Source organism: Qipengyuania pelagi (assembly GCF_009827295.1).
Classification (GTDB): Bacteria; Pseudomonadota; Alphaproteobacteria; order Sphingomonadales; family Sphingomonadaceae; genus Qipengyuania; species Qipengyuania pelagi.
This window is the reverse complement of record NZ_WTYD01000001.1, coordinates 588,096-606,115: the sequence shown is the minus strand read 5'-3', so window position 1 is coordinate 606,115 and position 18,020 is coordinate 588,096. Positions and strand designations below refer to the sequence as shown.

At 64.5% G+C, this 18,020-nt stretch carries 17 protein-coding genes; 8 read left to right on the top strand and 9 right to left on the bottom strand.

All coding sequences use genetic code 11. The features are described from left to right. The first annotated feature begins 14 nt into the window (after positions 1-14). From sucD to GRI47_RS03100, 8 genes are all read left to right on the top strand, one after another. Positions 15-905 (top strand): succinate--CoA ligase subunit alpha, encoded by an 891-nt coding sequence (sucD, locus tag GRI47_RS03135; RefSeq protein WP_160659906.1) that lies wholly within the window; start codon positions 15-17, stop codon positions 903-905. A gap of 76 nt (positions 906-981) precedes the next feature. Continuing rightward, positions 982-3,834, top strand: a complete 2,853-nt coding sequence (locus GRI47_RS03130) for a 2-oxoglutarate dehydrogenase E1 component (RefSeq protein WP_160659905.1) — start codon at positions 982-984, stop codon at positions 3,832-3,834. Positions 3,835-3,846: 12 nt separating this feature from the next. Then, positions 3,847-5,106 carry a 2-oxoglutarate dehydrogenase complex dihydrolipoyllysine-residue succinyltransferase gene (odhB, locus tag GRI47_RS03125; RefSeq protein WP_160659904.1) on the top strand — a complete coding sequence of 420 codons (1,260 nt, stop codon included), beginning with the start codon at positions 3,847-3,849 and terminating at the stop codon, positions 5,104-5,106. A gap of 5 nt (positions 5,107-5,111) precedes the next feature. Continuing rightward, positions 5,112-5,462, top strand: a complete 351-nt coding sequence (locus tag GRI47_RS03120) for a hypothetical protein (RefSeq protein ID WP_160659903.1) — start codon at positions 5,112-5,114, stop codon at positions 5,460-5,462. Continuing rightward, positions 5,462-6,880 (top strand): dihydrolipoyl dehydrogenase, encoded by a 1,419-nt coding sequence (lpdA, locus tag GRI47_RS03115; protein ID WP_160659902.1) that lies wholly within the window; start codon positions 5,462-5,464, stop codon positions 6,878-6,880. Before GRI47_RS03120 ends, lpdA begins: the two co-directional genes overlap by 1 nt. 7 nt (positions 6,881-6,887) lie before the next feature. Next, entirely contained in the window at positions 6,888-7,727 is an 840-nt protein-coding gene (locus GRI47_RS03110; protein ID WP_160659901.1) for a hypothetical protein, read from the top strand. A 2-nt stretch (positions 7,728-7,729) separates the two neighbouring features. Then, complete coding sequence (locus tag GRI47_RS03105) at positions 7,730-8,440, top strand: PepSY domain-containing protein (RefSeq protein ID WP_160659900.1); 711 nt, start codon at positions 7,730-7,732, stop codon at positions 8,438-8,440. A 6-nt stretch (positions 8,441-8,446) separates the two neighbouring features. Further along, complete coding sequence (locus GRI47_RS03100; RefSeq protein ID WP_160659899.1) at positions 8,447-9,082, top strand: trimeric intracellular cation channel family protein; 636 nt, start codon at positions 8,447-8,449, stop codon at positions 9,080-9,082. A 12-nt stretch (positions 9,083-9,094) separates the two neighbouring features. On the opposite strand, the gene GRI47_RS03095 is transcribed toward GRI47_RS03100, so the two are convergent. The 9 genes from GRI47_RS03095 to GRI47_RS03055 all read right to left on the bottom strand — a co-directional run bounded on the left by GRI47_RS03095 (position 9,095) and on the right by GRI47_RS03055 (position 17,959). Next, entirely contained in the window at positions 9,095-9,898 is an 804-nt protein-coding gene (locus tag GRI47_RS03095) for a hypothetical protein (protein WP_160659898.1), read from the bottom strand. 122 nt (positions 9,899-10,020) lie between these two features. After that, a complete protein-coding gene (locus GRI47_RS03090; protein ID WP_160659897.1) occupies positions 10,021-10,572 on the bottom strand; it encodes a hypothetical protein in 552 nt (183 codons plus the stop codon). A 168-nt stretch (positions 10,573-10,740) separates the two neighbouring features. Beyond that, positions 10,741-12,885 carry a prolyl oligopeptidase family serine peptidase gene (locus GRI47_RS03085; RefSeq protein ID WP_160659896.1) on the bottom strand — a complete coding sequence of 715 codons (2,145 nt, stop codon included), beginning with the start codon at positions 12,883-12,885 and terminating at the stop codon, positions 10,741-10,743. A gap of 153 nt (positions 12,886-13,038) precedes the next feature. Beyond that, the gene (rplQ, locus tag GRI47_RS03080; RefSeq protein WP_160659895.1) at positions 13,039-13,461 is read right to left on the bottom strand and encodes a 50S ribosomal protein L17; all 423 of its coding nucleotides are present in this window, start codon (positions 13,459-13,461) and stop codon (positions 13,039-13,041) included. 80 nt (positions 13,462-13,541) lie between these two features. Continuing rightward, entirely contained in the window at positions 13,542-14,597 is a 1,056-nt protein-coding gene (locus GRI47_RS03075) for a DNA-directed RNA polymerase subunit alpha (RefSeq protein ID WP_160659894.1), read from the bottom strand. A gap of 113 nt (positions 14,598-14,710) precedes the next feature. Then, complete coding sequence (gene rpsK, locus GRI47_RS03070; protein ID WP_067680150.1) at positions 14,711-15,100, bottom strand: 30S ribosomal protein S11; 390 nt, start codon at positions 15,098-15,100, stop codon at positions 14,711-14,713. 59 nt (positions 15,101-15,159) lie between these two features. After that, positions 15,160-15,528: a 30S ribosomal protein S13 gene (gene rpsM / locus GRI47_RS03065; RefSeq protein WP_160659893.1), complete on the bottom strand. Its 369-nt coding sequence runs from the start codon at positions 15,526-15,528 to the stop codon at positions 15,160-15,162. A 304-nt stretch (positions 15,529-15,832) separates the two neighbouring features. After that, a complete protein-coding gene (gdhA, locus tag GRI47_RS03060) occupies positions 15,833-17,203 on the bottom strand; it encodes an NADP-specific glutamate dehydrogenase (RefSeq protein ID WP_237452602.1) in 1,371 nt (456 codons plus the stop codon). An 84-nt stretch (positions 17,204-17,287) separates the two neighbouring features. Then, a complete protein-coding gene (locus tag GRI47_RS03055; protein WP_160659892.1) occupies positions 17,288-17,959 on the bottom strand; it encodes an SRPBCC family protein in 672 nt (223 codons plus the stop codon). Positions 17,960-18,020 lie beyond the last annotated feature (61 nt).

Below are 18,020 nucleotides of genomic sequence, written 5' to 3'. Positions count from 1 at the left end.
GAAAGGACAATCGGATGAGCATCCTCGTAGACAAGAACACCAAGGTCATCACGCAAGGGATGACCGGCAACACCGGCACTTTCCACACGCAGCAGGCGCTCGATTACGGGACGCAGATGGTTGCGGGCGTGACGCCGGGTAAGGGCGGCACCGACCATATCGGCCTGCCGCAATTCGATACCGTCAAGGAAGCCAAGGCCGAAACCGGCGCGACCGCTTCGTGCATCTACGTGCCGCCGCCATTCGCCGCCGACGCGATCCTCGAAGCGATCGATGCGGAAATCGAACTGATCGTAGCCATTACCGAGGGTATTCCGGTTCTCGACATGGTGAAGGTCAAGGCCGCGCTCACGGGCTCCAAGTCGCGCCTGATCGGTCCGAACTGCCCCGGCGTCCTCACGCCCGGCGAATGCAAGATCGGCATCATGCCGGGTTCGATCTTCCAGAAGGGTTCGGTCGGCGTGGTCTCGCGTTCGGGTACGCTGACCTACGAAGCCGTCCACCAGACCACCATGGTCGGCCTCGGCCAGACCACGGCTGTCGGCATCGGCGGCGATCCGGTCAACGGCACGAACTTCATCGACGTGCTCGACCTCTTCCTCGACGACGACGACACCAAGTCGATCATCATGATCGGCGAGATCGGCGGCAGCGCGGAAGAAGAGGCGGCTGCCTTCATCAAGGAACAGCGCGCCAAGGGCCGTTACAAGCCGATGGTCGGCTTCATCGCGGGCCGCACGGCGCCTCCGGGCCGCCGCATGGGCCATGCGGGCGCGATCGTTTCGGGCGGCCAGGGCGGCGCGGACGACAAGATCGCGGCGATGGAAGATGCGGGCATCCGCGTCAGCCCCTCGCCCAGCGAGCTTGGCACCACGCTCGATGCGATGCTGAAGGAGCTGGCATAAGCCAGCGCGGCTGACAGAGCCGGCGCAAGCCGCGTCGGCTCTCGCGCCGACTCTCCCGGGGGCGCAGGAGATCACAATGGGTAACGAGAACCAGTCCTTCATCCCCGAACTGAGCGATCAGGACGGGCCGCAGCCGGGCCCGAGCTGGGCCAATCCGAACTGGCTGGCCGAAGTCGCCGATAGCGGCGCGGATCTGGTCCAGGCGCTCGACCCGACGCAGATGAAGCTGGTGGTCGAGCAGGCCGCGAAATCGGCGGGCAAGCCGGTGGACGACAAGGCGCTCGAAAAGGCGTCCGACGATTCCAACCGTGCGATGATGCTGGTGCGCAGCTTCCGTGTGCGCGGGCATCTTGCCGCCAATCTCGATCCGCTGTGCCTCTCGCATCGCGAACTTCCCGAGGATCTCAAGCTCGCCTGGCACGGATTCGAAGGCCAGGAAGATCTGGAAGTCTTCGTCGGCGGCGTGCTCGGCTTTGGCTGGGTCACCGTGGGCGATCTCTACGACCGGCTGCGCGAAGTCTATTGCGGCGATGTCGGCCTCGAATACATGCACATCGCCGATGTGGAGGAGCGCCGCTTCCTTCAGGACCGCATCGAATCCCCCGGCGAGACGATCCAGTTCACCGACGAAGGCAAGCGCGCCATCCTCGCCGCCGTGATCCGGGGCGAGGAGTTCGAGAAGTTCCTCGCCAAGAAATATGTCGGGACCAAGCGCTTCGGCCTCGATGGCGGGGAATCGATGATCCCGGCTTTGGAAGCGGTCATCAAATATGGCGGCCAGTCGGGCACGCGCGAGATCATCTACGGCATGGCCCATCGCGGCCGCTTGAACGTGCTCGCGAATGTGATGGCCAAGCCCTACAGGGTCATCTTCCACGAATTTTCGGGCGGCAGCGCCAATCCCGACGATGTCGGCGGTTCGGGCGACGTCAAATACCATCTCGGCACCAGCACCGACCGCGAATTCGACGGGATTTCGGTGCATATGTCGCTGGTCCCCAACCCCTCGCATCTCGAAGCGGTCAATCCGGTCGTGCTCGGCAAGGCGCGCGCCCAACAGGCGATCCGCGACGATCTGAAGAAGCACGAACAGGTCCTTCCCGTACTGATCCACGGCGATGCCGCCTTTGCGGGCCAGGGCATCGTGTGGGAGTGTTTCGGCCTGTCGGGCGTGCGCGGCTACAACACCGGCGGCTGCATTCACTTCATCATCAACAACCAGATCGGCTTCACCACCTCGCCCCAATTCGCGCGGTCGAGCCCTTATCCCTCGGATGTCGCAAAGGGCGTCCAGGCGCCGATCCTGCACGTCAATGGCGACGATCCCGAAGCGGTTACCTTCGCCTGCAAGCTGGCGATCGAATACCGCCACACTTTCGGGCGCGACATCGTGATCGATATGTGGTGCTATCGCCGCTTCGGCCATAACGAGGGCGACGAGCCGAGCTTCACCCAGCCGCTGATGTACAAGGAAATCCGCCGACATCCCAAGGTCAGCGAGCTCTACAGCGCGCGCCTCAGGGACGAAGGCGTGATCGACGAAGGCTATGCCGACCAGCTGCGCGGCGAATTCAACGATCGGCTGGAAGAGGATTTCGCCGCCGCCAAGGATTACGAACCCAACGAGGCCGACTGGTTCGGCGGACGCTGGGCGGGCCTGAACAAGCCGGCCGATCCAGAAACCGCGCGCCGCAATGTCGACACCGCGATCGAGAAGAAGCTGTTCGACAGTCTCGGCCGCACGCTGACCACGGTCCCCGACGATCTGACCATCCACAAGACCCTGGGCCGCGTCCTCAAGGCCAAGGAGGAGATGTTCTCCAGCGGCGAAGGCTTCGATTGGGCCACCGCCGAGGCGCTCGCTTTCGGTAGTCTCGTCACCGAAGGATACGGTGTGCGCCTGTCCGGCCAGGATTCCGGGCGCGGGACGTTCAGCCAGCGCCACGCCATCTGGGTCGATCAGGAGGACGAGCACAAATACGTCCCCCTCGCCACGCTGCCGCACGGCAAGTTCGAGGTCTATGACAGCATCCTGTCCGAATATGGCGTGCTCGGCTTCGAATACGGCTTTGCCATGGCCGACCCCAAGACGCTGACGATGTGGGAAGCGCAGTTCGGCGATTTCGCCAATGGCGCGCAGATCATGATCGATCAGTTCATCGCCAGCGGCGAGGTCAAGTGGCTGCGCGCCAACGGGCTCGTGATGCTTCTGCCGCACGGGTATGAAGGCCAGGGGCCGGAACACAGCTCCGCGCGTCTCGAACGCTTCCTCCAGCTGTGCGCGAACGACAATATCCAGGTCTGCAACATCACCAGCCCGGCGAATTACTTCCACGTACTGCGCCGCCAGATGCTGCGTTCGTTCCGCAAGCCGCTCGTCATCATGACGCCCAAGAGCCTGCTGCGCCATCCGCTCGCCAAGAGCGAAGCGCGCGAGTTCACCGGCGACACGCATTTCATGCGGATCAAGTCCGACATGACCGAAATCGCGGACGAGAAGGTCAAGCGCCTTGTCCTGTGCTCGGGCAAGGTCGCATACGACCTGATGCAGAAGCGCGACGAGGAGGGCCTCGAAGACGTCTCGATCGTCCGTATCGAGCAGCTCTACCCCTTCCCCGGCGAGCCGCTGGCGCTCCGCCTGGGCCGGATGCCCAACCTCGAAGAGGTGATCTGGTGCCAGGAAGAGCCCAAGAACAACGGCGCCTGGTTCTTCGTCGATCGCCTGATCGAGGATGCGCTGACCGCGTCGGGCCATCAGGGCAAACGCCCGATCTATGCCGGGCGCGAAGTCGCCGCCTCGCCCGCCACGGGCCTTGCGAAACGGCACGAGGAGCAGCAGCGCTGCCTCGTCTCGATGGCGCTGGGCCTGAACGATGGCGGCGCATCTCTGCGCGACAAATCCCAAGACACTTCTTCCAACAAGGCCTGAGGACCGACACGCATGTCCAAGGAAATCACAGTTCCCACCCTGGGTGAATCGGTCACCGAAGGCACGATCGGCGAATGGCTGAAGAAGCCCGGCGATGCCGTCGCGGTCGATGAACCCATCGCCAGCCTCGAGACCGACAAGGTCGCGGTCGAGGTCCCCTCCCCCGTCGCGGGCGTGATGGGCGAGTTGAAGGCCGAAGTCGGCGAGACGGTCGAAGTCGGCGCGGTCATCGCGATCATCGAGGAAGGCGGCACGCCCGCCGCCAAAGGCGAGGAAGCGGGCCGCGCGAAGGAAGAGCGCGAGGAAGGCAAGCAGGAACGCGCCGGTGACACGCCGAAGACGCAGGCGAAGGACGCGCCTTCGGATGCGGTCAAGGCGCTGAACCCGGCGGTGCGCCGCGCAGTGCTGGAACACGGCCTCGATCCGTCGACGATCAAGGGCACAGGCCGTGATGGCCGCCTGACCAAGGAAGACGTCGAAGCCGCCGCGAAGGCGAAGAAGAGCGGGTCGGACACGGTTGCAGACGCCGCGCCCGCGCAGGCAGCGACCTCTTCGGCGCCTGCTTCGGGCGAGCGCAAGGAAGAACGGGTCAAGATGACCCGGATGCGCCAGACGATCGCGAAGCGGCTCAAGGGCGCGCAGGACAATGCCGCGCTGCTCACCACCTTCAACGATTGCGACATGAGCGCGGTCATCGAAGCGCGCGAGAAATACAAGGACCTCTTCGCCAAGAAGCACGACATCAAATTGGGCTTCATGGGCTTCTTCGCCAAGGCCGCGTGCCTGGCGCTGAAGGACGTGCCCGCCGCCAACGCCTATATCGAGGGCGACGAGATCGTCTATCACGAGTATGTCGATATCTCGGTCGCAGTCAGCGCGCCCAACGGCCTCGTCGTCCCCGTCATCCGCGATGCGCAGGACAAGGGCTTCGCGCGGATCGAGAAGGATATCGCCGATTTCGGCAAGCGCGCGCGTGACGGCACGCTGACGATGGACGACATGAAGGGCGGCACCTTCACCATTTCGAATGGCGGCGTGTTCGGATCGCTTATGTCGACGCCGATCATCAACCCGCCGCAGAGCGCCGTGCTTGGCCTGCACCGCATCGAGGACCGCCCGGTCGTCGTGAACGGCGAGATCGTGATCCGCCCAATGATGTATCTGGCCCTGAGCTACGACCACCGCCTGATCGACGGGCGCGAGGCCGTTACCGCGCTCAAGATCATCAAGGAAGCGATCGAGGATCCGACCCGGATGCTGATCGACCTGTGATCCCCATGGCCGGCAATCGCTTTCTTACCAGGCTCGGCCTCCTTGCCCTGCCCTTCGCTTTGGCCGCGTGTGGCCAAGCGGGCGTCGGCGCGGGCGAATCCGGGACGGAAGGCAGCGGTGGCCTGACCGCGCAATTGAAGGCGCGCTGTGTCGAGCAGGTCGAGGGCATGGGCGCGGGCGATTACACCGCGGTCAGCGAACAGATCTGCGATTGCGCCAGCCGTCGGGCCCAATCCGAATTGAGCGTGGTCGATCTCGCCCAGGGCGATACCAGCGCGCTCGAAACCATCATGACGCAATGCGCCGACGAGGCACTCGGTATCGGCGCCACCACGACTAACGAGGCAGACATCTGATGAGCGATACCCAATACGATTACGACGTCCTCGTCATCGGAGCGGGCCCGGGCGGTTACGTCGCCGCGATCCGCGCCGCGCAATTGGGCCTCAAGACCGCGTGCGCGGAAAGCCGAGAGACGCTGGGCGGCACCTGCCTCAATGTCGGCTGCATCCCCTCGAAGGCGATGCTGCACGCGAGCGAGTTCTACGATGCCGCCGCGAATGGCGCGATGGCCGATATGGGTATCGAGGTTTCGCCGAAGCTCGACCTCGAAAAGATGCACGGCCAGCGCCGCGACGCGGTCAAGGGCCTGACCGGCGGGATCGAATTCCTGTTCAAGAAGAACAAGGTCGACTGGAAGAAAGGCCGCGCCACCTTCCAGGACGCGCATACCGTCAAGGTGGGCGACGAAACCGTCACGGCAAAGGACGTGATCATCGCCACCGGCTCCTCGGTCACGCCTCTCCCCGGCGTGGAGATCGACAACGCCAAGGGCGTCGTGGTCGACAGTACGGGCGCGCTGGAGCTTCAGAAGGTCCCTGAGAAGATGGTCGTCATCGGCGGCGGGGTGATCGGGCTCGAGATGGGTTCGGTCTGGAACCGCCTGGGCGCGGAAGTCGTGGTCGTGGAATTCCTCGACCAGCTGCTCCCCGGCATGGACGGCGAAGTCCGCAAGGAAGCGGGCAAGATCTTCAAGAAGCAGGGCATGGAACTGCGGCTCTCGACCAAGGTCACCGGGGTCGAGATCAAGGGCGACAAGGCCGTGCTGACGCTGGAGCCTGCTGCGGGCGGGGACAGCGAGACGCTGGAGGCGGATTGCGTCCTCGTATCGATCGGGCGGCGCCCCAACACCGAAGGCCTCGGCCTCGAAAATATCGGCCTCGAGCCCAACAAGCGCGGCCAGATCGAGGTCGATAACGATTTCCGCACCTCGGTCGACGGCGTCTGGGCGATCGGCGACGTCGCGCCCGGCCCCATGCTCGCCCACAAGGCCGAGGATGAAGGCATTGCGTGCGCTGAAAACATCGCGGGCCAGACCGGCATCGTCAATCACGACATCATTCCCGGCGTCGTTTACACCTTGCCGGAGTTCGCAGGTGTCGGCCTGACCCAGGAAGAAGCGATCGAGAAAGCGGGCGGCGACAAGGCCAAGGTCAAAGTCGGCAAGTTCCCGATGATGGCCAACAGCCGCGCCAAGACCAATCACGAGCCCGACGGTTTCGTGAAGGTCATCGCCGATGCGGAAACTGACCGCGTGCTGGGCGTCTGGGCGATCGCCAACGTCGCTGGCACGATGATCGCTCAGGCCGCGCAGGCGATGGAATTCGGCGCCACCAGCGAAGACATCGCCTATACCTGCCACGCTCACCCGACGCATTCGGAAGCGATCAAGGAAGCGGCGATGGCGGTTCAGGGCAAGCCAATCCACATCTGATCGGCGCATGATGCGCCGTTACGGGATGTCGCAGCGGTTCCGCCTCTGCTCGGCGCTATGGGTGCCGGGCCTTGGCGGAGCGATCTTCCTGATCCGCGCCGGTGCGCCGCTCACTTTCGCAGCGACCAATCTCGTCGCGCTGGCGCTCGCTCTGGGTACGATCCTTAGCGAGGGAGTACGGTGCGGACCAGGCGCGCGGCGGGTGGTCAGCGCGGCTCTCGTGGCTCTCCTGGCCCTTCCCCTGCTGACCGGACAGGACGTGGACGGGGTTGCCCGCTGGTTGCCCCTCGGGCCGCTGGCGCTGCATTCGGGAATGGTCGCCGTGCCTCTCCTGGTGGTTTGTGCCGCTACCGATGCCGATGTCCGCTGGGGCGCCGCACTACTGGTGGCTGCCATGACCTGCGCCGCAATCCAGCCCGATGCGGCGACCGCGCTCGCCTTGGCATTCACCGCCGCTACCTTGACCGTTCTGTCGCGGAGCCCTGCGATGGCGTTGACAGCAGTGCTCGGAATAATCGCCGTGGCTTTTGCCCTGCGCAGCGACGGTCCGCCCCCTCAGCCTTTCGTGGAAGACGTGCTGCCCCAGCTCTGGGCGACCCAGCCGATCGCAGCGATCCTGTTGGGGGCGACCCTGGCGTGGAGCGCCTTCATCCTCCTGACGCTCGAAGCGCCCTCGCGCCTTCCCGCTCTGGCGAGCACGGCAGCCCTTGCCGGCTTCGTTGCGATGTCCTTCCTCGGCGCCTATCCCACGCCGCTTATCGGATATGGCGCTGCGCCCTTCATCGGGTTTGGCCTTGCATTCGCAGGCCTGACGCGCTTTGCGGCGCGCGACGCGGCAGGAGGATAATCATGATGAGACGGCTCGCAAAATGGCATATCTGGCTCGGCTGGCTGGTGGGCGTGCCGCTCGTGATGTGGACGCTGACCGGCCTCGTCATGGTCTCGCGCCCGATCGAGACGGTGCGCGGCGATCACCTGCGCGCCGATATGAGCGCGGTCGATGAGTCCCTGCCCGCTGGACTGGCGCTGCCAGCCGCACTCGACCTTTCCGGCGGCGATATCGAGCGGATCGAGATCGCCTCGCCCGATGGCGTCCCGCTGGTCTGGGCAACGCGCGAGGACGGCAGCGTCCAGCGATACGACGCCCGCACCGGGCGCGCCCTCCCGCGCCTGACCATGCGCGAGGCGCAGGGCATCGCCGTCGCGGGAACGGCGATCGACGGGCAGGCTTCGGCCCCGCCGCCGCCAGCGCAATTCTTCGAAGCCGATGCCGTCCCCTTCGATTTCCGCCGCCCCATGCCCGTCTGGCAAGTCGCGATGGCGGACGGCACACACGTCTATGTCGGCGCGGACACCGCGCGGATCGAGGCGGTGCGCACGCGCTGGTGGCGGCTGTTCGATGTCATGTGGGGGCTTCATATTATGGACCTCGAAGCGCGGGAGGATACCAGCCATCCCATCCTCATCGCCTTCGCCGCTTTGTCGCTGATCGGATCGCTGGTCGGCTGCGTGCTGCTGTTCAGGCGGCGCAAGGCGCGGATCAAGGTCCCGCGCGGCTGATCCACCATGAACGAGATCGTCCTCACCCCGCTGCTCGACTGGCTGGATATCGCCGGTGTCGCGATCTTCGCGCTGACAGGCGCGCTGGTCGCCGCGAAGGAGAAGCAGACCTTCGTCACCATGGCCTTCTTCGCGCTCGTCACTGGCGTCGGCGGCGGGACCGTGCGCGATCTGCTGATCGGGGCGCCGGTCTTCTGGATCACGGACCCCTGGGTCGCCGCGGCGTGCCTCGCGACTGCACTCCTGACCTGGTTCACGCCGACGCGGTGGTGGGAAGGTCGCCTGCTCGATCTCGCGGACGGGCTGGGCCTGACCGCCTATGCGGTGCTCGGTGCGGCGAAGGCGCTCAGCTACGGCATCCCGCCGATCCCCGCCGTCCTGATGGGCGTGGTGACCGGAACCGTCGGCGGGATCATCCGCGACGTGATCGCGGGCCGCCCGTCGATCCTGATGCGGCCCGAACTCTACGTGACGGCGGCGGCCCTGTCGGCGGCGCTGGCGGTGATCGGGGAGATACTCGATCTGCCGCGCGTTCCGGTTTGGATCAGCGCAAGCGTGGCGGGATACGCCCTGCGCGCGGCTGCGATCCAGTGGCAATTGGCCCTGCCCGCCTATCGCGATCGCGACAGCGAGCGCACCTAGCCGTCCTCGGGCCTAGTAGTCGGTATCGCCCGGCAGAGGCCCGCCGGGATAGGCCGGAACGGGGCCATCCGGCGGAGGTCCGGCGTTCGGCGAGCCTTGCAGAACGGGCGCAGTGTCCGCCACGACTGCATATCCGCCCCGCGCTTCGATATCGGCGCGCGCGGCGCGATAGCGGTCGGCGGGCAATTGGTTGTCTTCACCCGAAAACGCCCGTCCGTCATAGGCGGTGCCGTAGGGAGCCGCTCCGTTTCCGTAATCTATCGTGTCGATCCGCCCGTCCTGCCCGATGGCACAGGTGAAGCCCTGCCCGTCGAACAGGCGGCCCACCACCGTCCAGCCTGCGGCATTGCGATCGACGCTGTCGACTGTCTCCACCCGCGCATCGCGTTCGATGGCGGCGACGCACAGCGACGCCGCACGGTCGAGGCCGGTGGCATTGCTGTCGCGATAGGGCTCACCGCGCCGATCTCGATAATCGCGATCCCGATAGTCGCTGTCCCGGTAGTCGCGATCCCGATACCGTTCGTCACGGTTCGAATTCTTGACCGCGTCGGCAACCGCCGCGATCCCACCGAGGATCAACACCCCGGTGATGACATCGCCCGCATCGAGGCGGTTGCGGCGATGGCGATAGCGGTAGGGATCGTAATAGCGCCCGTAATAGGCGGTGGTCTCCGAATCCGGCGACCAGGCCGAGCCTGTCGCGACCGGGTTCGACTGCATCGGAGCAGGCAGATCCGCCGCGCCTGCCGGTACGCCGAGCGAAAGGGCGGCGGTGACCGCAACAAGGCTCGCTACTCTCGATCGTTTCGTCATATACAGTCACCCCACCGGCGCGCCCCACCCCGACGCGACCTTGTCAATAATGCAAAAGGTCTGGGCGGCCCAGACTGGATACAGCCTGAACCGCCCGACGCGTTAACTCAACTCGGCTTTCCTCAACGAAGGCCGCGAATGCCGCTATAGTCGATATCGACCACCCGGCCGCGCGACACGTCGCAGGTGAACTTGCCTTCGTCCGCCCGGCGATAGCCCCGGCGATCGTAGCGATCATAGCCACGCTGGCCCTCGACGACCAAACGCCCCTTGACCTCGTATCCATAGCGTTCGCGATCGACATCACGGATCTGGGTCACGTCGGCATAGCGATACCCGTAACGGCGCACGTCACGCTGGACGGCAGCGGCGCAGAGCTGGACCGCGCGCTGGCTGTTGTCGTAACCGCGATTGTAGCGGCGGTCGTAGCGGTTGTCGTACTGGCGATCGTAATCGTAGCCGTAGCCGCGCGTGCGATAGCGATCGTCGTAGCGGTCGTTCTTGGCCGCAGAAGCGACAGCGGCGATCCCGCCGATGATCAGAGCGCCCGCGATCACGTCACCCGCATCGATCCCCCGGTCGCGATCGCGATACTGGGCGGCGGCGGGTGTGGCGGTCAGCGCCATGGCGCCGGCTGCGGCGGTGGCCATCAGGCCTTTGGTGATCGTCTGCATCGGGAGCTCCTCATGCTCGGCCGCTGCGGGTCTGCCTCGGCTTCACACACCTTTTAGGAGATCGGCAGTGAGACGAGCCTGAATTCTGCCGTCAGCCATCGTTCATTATAGCAGGCTGTTTTCTGAACGCCGATGGGGAGGATGGCAATCATCCTCCCCTTCCGGTCGTTACTCCGCCGGCGGCACTTTCAGACCCGTGTGGTAGGCGAGGAAGGCGAGGATATCGCCATATTCGTCGATCACCTTGTCGGTCGGCTTACCCGACCCGTGGCCCGCACGCGTTTCGATGCGGATCAGATGCGGTTCGTCGCCCGCATCGGCAGCCTGCAAGGCGGCCGTGTATTTGAAGCTGTGCCCCGGCACCACGCGGTCATCCGTGTCGGCGGTCGTCACCAGCATCGCGGGATAGTCCACGCCCGAACGGATGTTGTGATAGGGCGAATAGGCGCGCAGCACGGCGAAATCGGCCTCGCGGTCGGGATAGCCGTAATCGTCCACCCAATAGCGGCCCGCCGTCCAGCGATCGAAGCGCAACATATCCATTACGCCGACCGCCGCATTGGCGGCATCGACCAGGTCGGGCCGCTGATTGGTCACCGCGCCGACCAGCAGGCCGCCATTCGAGCCGCCCTGGATCGCGAGGCCTTCGGGCGTGGTATAGCCTTCCGCCTTCAGATACTCGCCCGCCGCGATGAAATCGTCGAACACGTTCTGCTTGTTGTTCAAGCGGCCCGCATCGTGCCATTCCTTGCCATATTCGCCCCCGCCGCGGATATTGGCGAGCGCGAAAGTGCCGCCCGCCTTCAGCCAGGCGAGGCGCGTGGCAGCGAAGCTCGGCGTCAGCGAGATGTTGAATCCGCCATAGCCATAGAGCAGCGTCGGCGCGGGGCCGGTCGAATCCTTGCCGCGCACGATGAACATCGGCACGCGCGTCCCGTCCTTCGAGGAATAGAACACCTGTTCCACCCGGTAATCGTCGGGCGAAAAGGCGACTTCGGGTTCGGCGAAGACCTGCGTTTCCCCAGTGTCGACATCGAGGCGATAGATCGCGCCCGGCTGGTTGAAGCTGGTGAAGCTGTAGAAGGTCTCGCTGTCGCCCGGCTCCCCGCCGAAGCCCGCGATCGACCCGATGCCGGGAAGATCGAGTTCGCCGGTGCGATTGCCGTCGAGATCGTAATAGACCGCGCGGCTGCTCGCATCCTGCATGAATTCGACCACCAGCCTGTCGCCGATGATGGAGGCGCCGGAGATGGGATTGTCGCCCTGCGGGACCACTTCCTCCCATTCCAGGGTCGGCTGCGTCAAATCGGCGCGCACGATGCGATAGCGCGGCGCATCCTTGTTGGTCATGAAATAGACCGTGTCGCCGGTTGAGGCGATCGGGCTCCACTCGTTCTCGAAACCGGTCACGATATCGCGCGTCTGCCAGCTACCATCCGCGCGGTTTTCGAGATCGATCACGCGCAATTCGTTGCGATTGTCGGTGCCGGTCGAGCTGGAAATAAAGGCCCAGCGCCCGTCATCGGTCACGCCGAGGCCATGGCCCTGCTCCTTGAATTGCGGGGTTTCATAGACCAGCTGGTCCTCGCTCTGCGGCGTGCCGAGGCGGTGGAAATAGACTTTTTGGTTGTAATTAAGGGACTGGAAATCCTGCCCCTCCTCGGTCTCGGGGAAGCGCGAATAGAAGAAGCCTTCATCGCCGAGCCAGGAAATGCCCGTGAATTTCGCCCAGCGGATCTCGTCGCTCATCTCTTCGCCGGTCGCGACGTCAAGCACCTTGATCGTGCGCCAGTCGCTGCCGCCGTCCTGGATCGCATAGGCCAGATAATCGCCCGATTTCGACGGGGCGGTGTCGGCGAGCGCGGTGGCATTGTCCGCCGACCAGGTGTTCGGATCGATCAGCAGACGGCCCTCGCCGCTCCACCCGTCGCGCACGAAATATTGCGACTGGTTCATCAGCCCGGAATTGTAACTGTAGAAATAGCGATCACCCGCCTTGGTCGGGATGCCGAAGCGTTCGTAATCGATCAGCTTGGCGAGTTCTTCCTTGAACCACTCGGTACCCGGAAGCTGTTCGAGATAGGCATCGGTGACGACATTCTGCGCCTCCACCCAGTTCGCCACCTCGGCATCGCTGCGCACATCGTTTTCAAGCCAGCGATAGGGATCGGCGATCTGCTGGCCGAAAATCGTCTCGCTGGTGTCGGTCGCGCGCGTTTCGGGATAATCCGACACGGTCTGCGCCGAAACGGGTGCGGTCGAAAGGGCGACGAGCGCGGCACCGGCAAGCGCGGCGGCAGTGATGCGGTTCATGATGGGAATCCTCTGCGTCGAATTGCGTAGAGGTAATGTAGGGCGAACGGGAAACCGTTCAATCGCCATCTCCCTGATCGCAGGGTCGGCCCATACGGAAAAGGGCCGGAAGGTTTCCCCTCCGGCCCTCGAAATCCTGGACTACGAAATCGCTTAGGCGTCTTCGTATTCTTCCTCGTCGTTCATGACGGGGCCGCTGTCCTGGCCCTTGGCGTCGACATCGCGGTCGACGAATTCGATCACGGCCATCTGCGCCGCGTCGCTGCCGCGATAGCCGGCCTTGATGACGCGGGTATAGCCCCCGTCACGATCAGCATAGCGCTCGGCCAGAACGTCGAACAGCTTCTTCAGCTGCGTCTCGTCGCCAAGGCGGCTCATGGCGAGACGACGGTTGGACAGTCCACCGCGCTTGGCGAGCGTGATCAGCTTTTCGATATAGGGGCGCAGCTCCTTCGCCTTGGGGGCGGTGGTCATGATCTGCTCGTGCTTGATCAGCGCGGCCGACATATTGCGGAACATGGCGGTGCGGTGGCCCGACTTGCGACCGAGCTTACGCTGGCGAATACCGTGACGCATAATTCATTCCTTCGTTCGTTAGGGGCCCGTTCTAGGTAGCCCATAGCTGGCGACGCTCAGGGTGCGCCGCCGGAACCCGTTCAGCCCAGAAGTTCCTGTTCGAGCTTCTTGGCCATTTCCTCGATGTTTTCCGGCGGCCATCCGGGGATGTCCATGCCGAGGCGCAGACCCATGCTGGACAGCACTTCCTTGATTTCGTTCAAGGACTTGCGGCCGAAGTTCGGCGTGCGCAGCATCTCGGCCTCGGTCTTCTGGACCAGGTCGCCGATATAGATGATGTTGTCGTTCTTGAGGCAGTTGGCCGAACGGACCGACAATTCCAGCTCGTCCACCTTCTTGAGAAGGTAGCGGTTGAGCTGGTTGGTGTCGCTTTCCTGCGGCTCGGCGGCCTGACCGATCATCGCCGAAGACGGCTGCGGAATGCCTTCCTCGAAGTGGACGAACAGGGTGAGCTGGTCCTGGAGGATGCGCGCGGCATAGGCCACGGCGTCTTCCGGGGTCACGGTGCCATCGGTTTCGACGGTCAGCGACAGCTTGTCATAATCGAGCTCCTGCCCGACGCGGGCATTCTCGACCTTGTAGCTCACCTGGCGGACCGGCGAATACAGGCTGTCGACCGGGATCAGACCGATCGGCGCATCGGCCGGACGGTTGGCGACGGCGGGCGAATAGCCCTTACCGACATCCGCGGTCAGTTCCATGTTCAGCGTCGCGCCTTCGTCGAGATGGCACAGGACCAGGTCCTTGTTCATCACCTCGATATCGCCCGAAACGGCGATGTCGCCCGCCTTGACCTCGCCCGGACCGGTGGCGGAAAGCTGGAGGCGCTTGAGGCCCTCGCCTTCCATCTTCAGCGCGATCTGCTTCACGTTGAGGACGATGTCGGTGACATCCTCGCGCACGCCGGCGAGCGAGGAGAATTCATGCAGCACGTTCTCGATCTTGATCGAGGTGATCGCCGCGCCCTGAAGCGAGGAGAGCAGCACGCGGCGCAGCGCGTTGCCGAGCGTCAGGCCGAAGCCGCGTTCCAGCGGTTCGGCAACGAAGGTGGCCTTGCGCTTCTTGTCGCCGCCTTCCTTGATCTCGAGGGTGTTGGGTTTTTTCAGTTCCTGCCAGTTCTTGTTGTTGACGGACATGGATATCCCCTGGTTCGAATACGGACGGGACCGGCGCTCTGGGCTGAGAGCGTCCGGTCCGTGAAGATGGTGTCGGCGGCCCTATCGCAACAGGGCCGCCAGGCAGGCACGGATCAGACGCGGCGGCGCTTGGAAGGCCGCACGCCATTGTGCGGGATCGGCGTCACGTCGCGGATCGAGGTGATCGTGAAGCCCACCGCGGCGAGACCGCGCAGCGCGCTCTCGCGGCCCGAACCCGGGCCCTTCACTTCGACTTCCAGCGTGCGGACGCCGTGTTCGGCGGCCTTCTTGCCGGCATCGTCGGCGGCGACCTGGGCGGCATAGGGCGTCGACTTGCGGCTGCCCTTGAAGCCCATCATCCCCGCGCTGGACCAGCTGATCGCATTGCCCTGAGCGTCGGTGATGGTGATCATCGTGTTGTTGAAGCTGGCGTTGATGTGCGCGACGCCGCTCGTGATATTCTTCTTGTCGCGCCGCCTGATCCGGCCGGGTTCGCGTGCCATGGTCTTGGTATCCTTATCTCAATCTCAAGAAGGGAAAAGCGTATCGGGGAACCCGACGCTTACTTCTTCTTGCCGGCGATCGGCTTGGCCTTGCCCTTGCGGGTGCGGGCGTTGGTGTGGGTGCGCTGGCCGCGCACGGGCAGACCCGCACGATGACGCAGGCCGCGATAGGAACGCAGATCCATCAGGCGCTTGATGTTCATCGCGGTTTCGCGGCGAAGGTCGCCCTCGACCCGGTGATCTTCGTCGATCGTTTCGCGGATGCGCAGCACTTCCTCATCGGTGAGGTCCTGCACGCGGCGCGAATGGTCGATGCCGAGCTTGTCGGCGATCTCGACGGCCGTGGTCCGGCCGATACCGTGGATATAGGTGAGCGCGATGATCACGCGCTTGTTGGTGGGGATATTCACCCCGGCAATACGAGCCACTTACTTCTCCATGCTCCACAGGGACTTACGGCGGAGGCCAACCCTATCTCATCGCTCAATTCATTCGAGACGGCGGATGGCACAAAAGCCAAAAGTCCGGTTGCAGCGCCATGGAAGAGGGCAACCGCGTGCCGGACATATCCGTGATTGTCGAATGAACCGCGCGCTTAGGACGATTCGCCCGCGGCGTCAACAGCCAGCGTCGCGCGCCATTGCGCAGCCGCCATAGGGGCGGCGCGGACGCCTGTTCGTGCCCTTCTATAGCGTACCGCGCGTCGCAGGTCAAAACGCGCCTCGCGGTCCGTCACACCACCCCGAAAGCCAGCATCGCGCCCGCGACCTTTTCGAAGCCCGCGATATTGGCGCCGCGCGCGTAATCGACTTTGCCGTCCTTATCCGCGCCATGCTCGACGCATTTGTCGTGGATTTCGGCCATCAGGTCGGTCAGCTGGTTATCGAGCTTCTCGTGGTTCCAGCTCACGCGTTCGGCGTTCTGGCTCATTTCCAGGCCCGACACCGCCACCCCGCCCGCATTCGCCGCCTTGGCCGGGGCGAAGAGGATGCCCGCATCGCGGATGGCGCGCGCGGCCGCATGGGTGGTCGGCATATTCGCGCCCTCCACCACGGCGAGGACATCGTGATCGATCAGCGCTTTCGCATCGTCCTCGTCGATCTCGTTCTGCGTGGCGCAGGGCATCGCGATGTCGCAATCGACATCCCAGGGTTGCGCCCCGTCGCCATGGTATTCGGCATCGGGATATTCCTCGACATATTCCTTGATCCGCCCGCGCCGCTCCTGCTTCAGCGCCTTGATCCAGTCGAGCTTGCCCTGATCGATTCCGTCGGCGTCATGAATGAACCCGTCCGAATCCGACAGGGTCAGCACCTTCGCTCCGCTTTCGATCAGCTTCTGCGCTGCGTGGAGCGCGACATTGCCGGCCCCCGACAGGACGACCGACTTGCCCTCCAGCGAGTCGCCCGCATGGTCGAGCATCCGGCGCAGGAAGTAGACCGCGCCGAACCCGGTCGCCTCGGGGCGCAGTTCCGACCCGCCCCATCCCAACCCCTTGCCCGTGATCGCGCCTTCCCAGCGGTTCACGATCCGTTTGTACTGGCCGAACAGGTATCCGATCTCGCGACTGCCGACGCCGATATCGCCTGCGGGCACATCGGTGTGCGGCCCGATATGGCGATAGAGTTCGGTCATGAAGCTCTGGCAGAAGCGCATGATCTCGGCATCGGACTTGCCTTTGGGGTCGAAGCTCGATCCGCCCTTACCTCCGCCCAGCGGCAGGCCGGTGAGCGCATTCTTGAAGGTCTGTTCGAAAGCGAGGAATTTGAGGACGCTTTCGGTCACGCTCGGGTGGAAGCGTAGCCCGCCCTTGTAGGGACCGATGGCGTTGTTGTTCTGCACCCGCCAACCGCGTTCGACGCGAATACGATGATCGTCGTCTTCCCAGCATACGCGGAAGCTGACGATCCGGTCTGGCTCGGTCAGGCGGCGCAGGATCTGGGCGTCGGTATATTCGGGCTTGTCGGCGATCCAGTCGAACACGTCGCGCGCCACTTCGCCCACGGCCTGGACGAATTCGTCCTGCCCTGGGTTGCGCTCGCGCAGCTCGTCCATGAGTTTGTCGAAGTCCGGCGCGGTATCGCGCTGGTCAGTCTGCGGCATCGATAGGCCCTCCGGTTTCGCGGAATTAACCTATGCCGCCAATGCATCGTTCCCTTCGATCCGACGATCAGCCCGCCAAGGAGTCTATTCTTCCATGTCGAGATCGCCGAACTGCTCGTCGAAGGCGGAGGGCTCGGCCTCGTCCGCCGGGTCATCCACCACCGGTTCGGGGTCCGATACAGCCGGAGCCGAAGTGCCGGGCAGCGCGCCAAGACGGCTGCGCAATCCGGCGAGCTGCTGGCTCATCACCTGATCCACGGCGGCGGAAATCACGGGAATCTCGAACCGCATGGGGCCGCCGACATTATACTCCCACAACACGCGGGTGCCGCCGGGGATTTCCTTGAGCGTGATCGTCAGGACGCCCTCAGCCGGTTCGCCTTGGAGTGGCCCCAGCCCTCCGCGCAGGCGCAGGACCTTGAGCGGGAAGGCCTGCACCACCGTCGCATGAAGCGCGCTGCCATCCATCGCCGATGCGTTGCTCGCATCGCCGCCGGGGATCGTCTCGCAGAAACAGCCGCCCGCCTGGGGCGTCAGGGTGAGGTTGGCGGCATCGCCCGACCAGGTGTGCTCGTCGTTCCACCAGTCGGCGGGCTTCGTCAGCGCGAGCCATACCGCCATCGGAGGCGCCGCGATCTGCGCGGTGTCGCGCGTGACGAACCCTGTCGGTGTGGTCGAGACGACCTCGGCGTTCAGCGGTCCGGCGGACGCCAGAAGCGTCGCGGCCAATGCGGCGAAAGCTGTGATATGTCGCATCGCGTTCCCTCCCCCTCGGTCCCACCGCTTTAACCCGGCGGAGCGATGGAGGAAAGGCGGA

Bases quoted from the DNA above. Each gene is read 5' to 3' on its own strand.
- sucD (WP_160659906.1), top strand. From the start codon at position 15: ATGAGCATCCTCGTAGACAAGAACACCAAGGTCATCACGCAAGGGATG.
- GRI47_RS03130 (WP_160659905.1), top strand. From the start codon at position 982: ATGGGTAACGAGAACCAGTCCTTCATCCCCGAACTGAGCGATCAGGAC.
- odhB (WP_160659904.1), top strand. From the start codon at position 3,847: ATGTCCAAGGAAATCACAGTTCCCACCCTGGGTGAATCGGTCACCGAA.
- GRI47_RS03120 (WP_160659903.1), top strand. From the start codon at position 5,112: ATGGCCGGCAATCGCTTTCTTACCAGGCTCGGCCTCCTTGCCCTGCCC.
- lpdA (WP_160659902.1), top strand. From the start codon at position 5,462: ATGAGCGATACCCAATACGATTACGACGTCCTCGTCATCGGAGCGGGC.
- GRI47_RS03110 (WP_160659901.1), top strand. From the start codon at position 6,888: ATGATGCGCCGTTACGGGATGTCGCAGCGGTTCCGCCTCTGCTCGGCG.
- GRI47_RS03105 (WP_160659900.1), top strand. From the start codon at position 7,730: ATGATGAGACGGCTCGCAAAATGGCATATCTGGCTCGGCTGGCTGGTG.
- GRI47_RS03100 (WP_160659899.1), top strand. From the start codon at position 8,447: ATGAACGAGATCGTCCTCACCCCGCTGCTCGACTGGCTGGATATCGCC.
- GRI47_RS03095 (WP_160659898.1), bottom strand. From the start codon at position 9,898: ATGACGAAACGATCGAGAGTAGCGAGCCTTGTTGCGGTCACCGCCGCC.
- GRI47_RS03090 (WP_160659897.1), bottom strand. From the start codon at position 10,572: ATGCAGACGATCACCAAAGGCCTGATGGCCACCGCCGCAGCCGGCGCC.
- GRI47_RS03085 (WP_160659896.1), bottom strand. From the start codon at position 12,885: ATGAACCGCATCACTGCCGCCGCGCTTGCCGGTGCCGCGCTCGTCGCC.
- rplQ (WP_160659895.1), bottom strand. From the start codon at position 13,461: ATGCGTCACGGTATTCGCCAGCGTAAGCTCGGTCGCAAGTCGGGCCAC.
- GRI47_RS03075 (WP_160659894.1), bottom strand. From the start codon at position 14,597: ATGTCCGTCAACAACAAGAACTGGCAGGAACTGAAAAAACCCAACACC.
- rpsK (WP_067680150.1), bottom strand. From the start codon at position 15,100: ATGGCACGCGAACCCGGCCGGATCAGGCGGCGCGACAAGAAGAATATC.
- gdhA (WP_237452602.1), bottom strand. From the start codon at position 17,203: ATGCCGCAGACTGACCAGCGCGATACCGCGCCGGACTTCGACAAACTC.
- GRI47_RS03055 (WP_160659892.1), bottom strand. From the start codon at position 17,959: ATGCGACATATCACAGCTTTCGCCGCATTGGCCGCGACGCTTCTGGCG.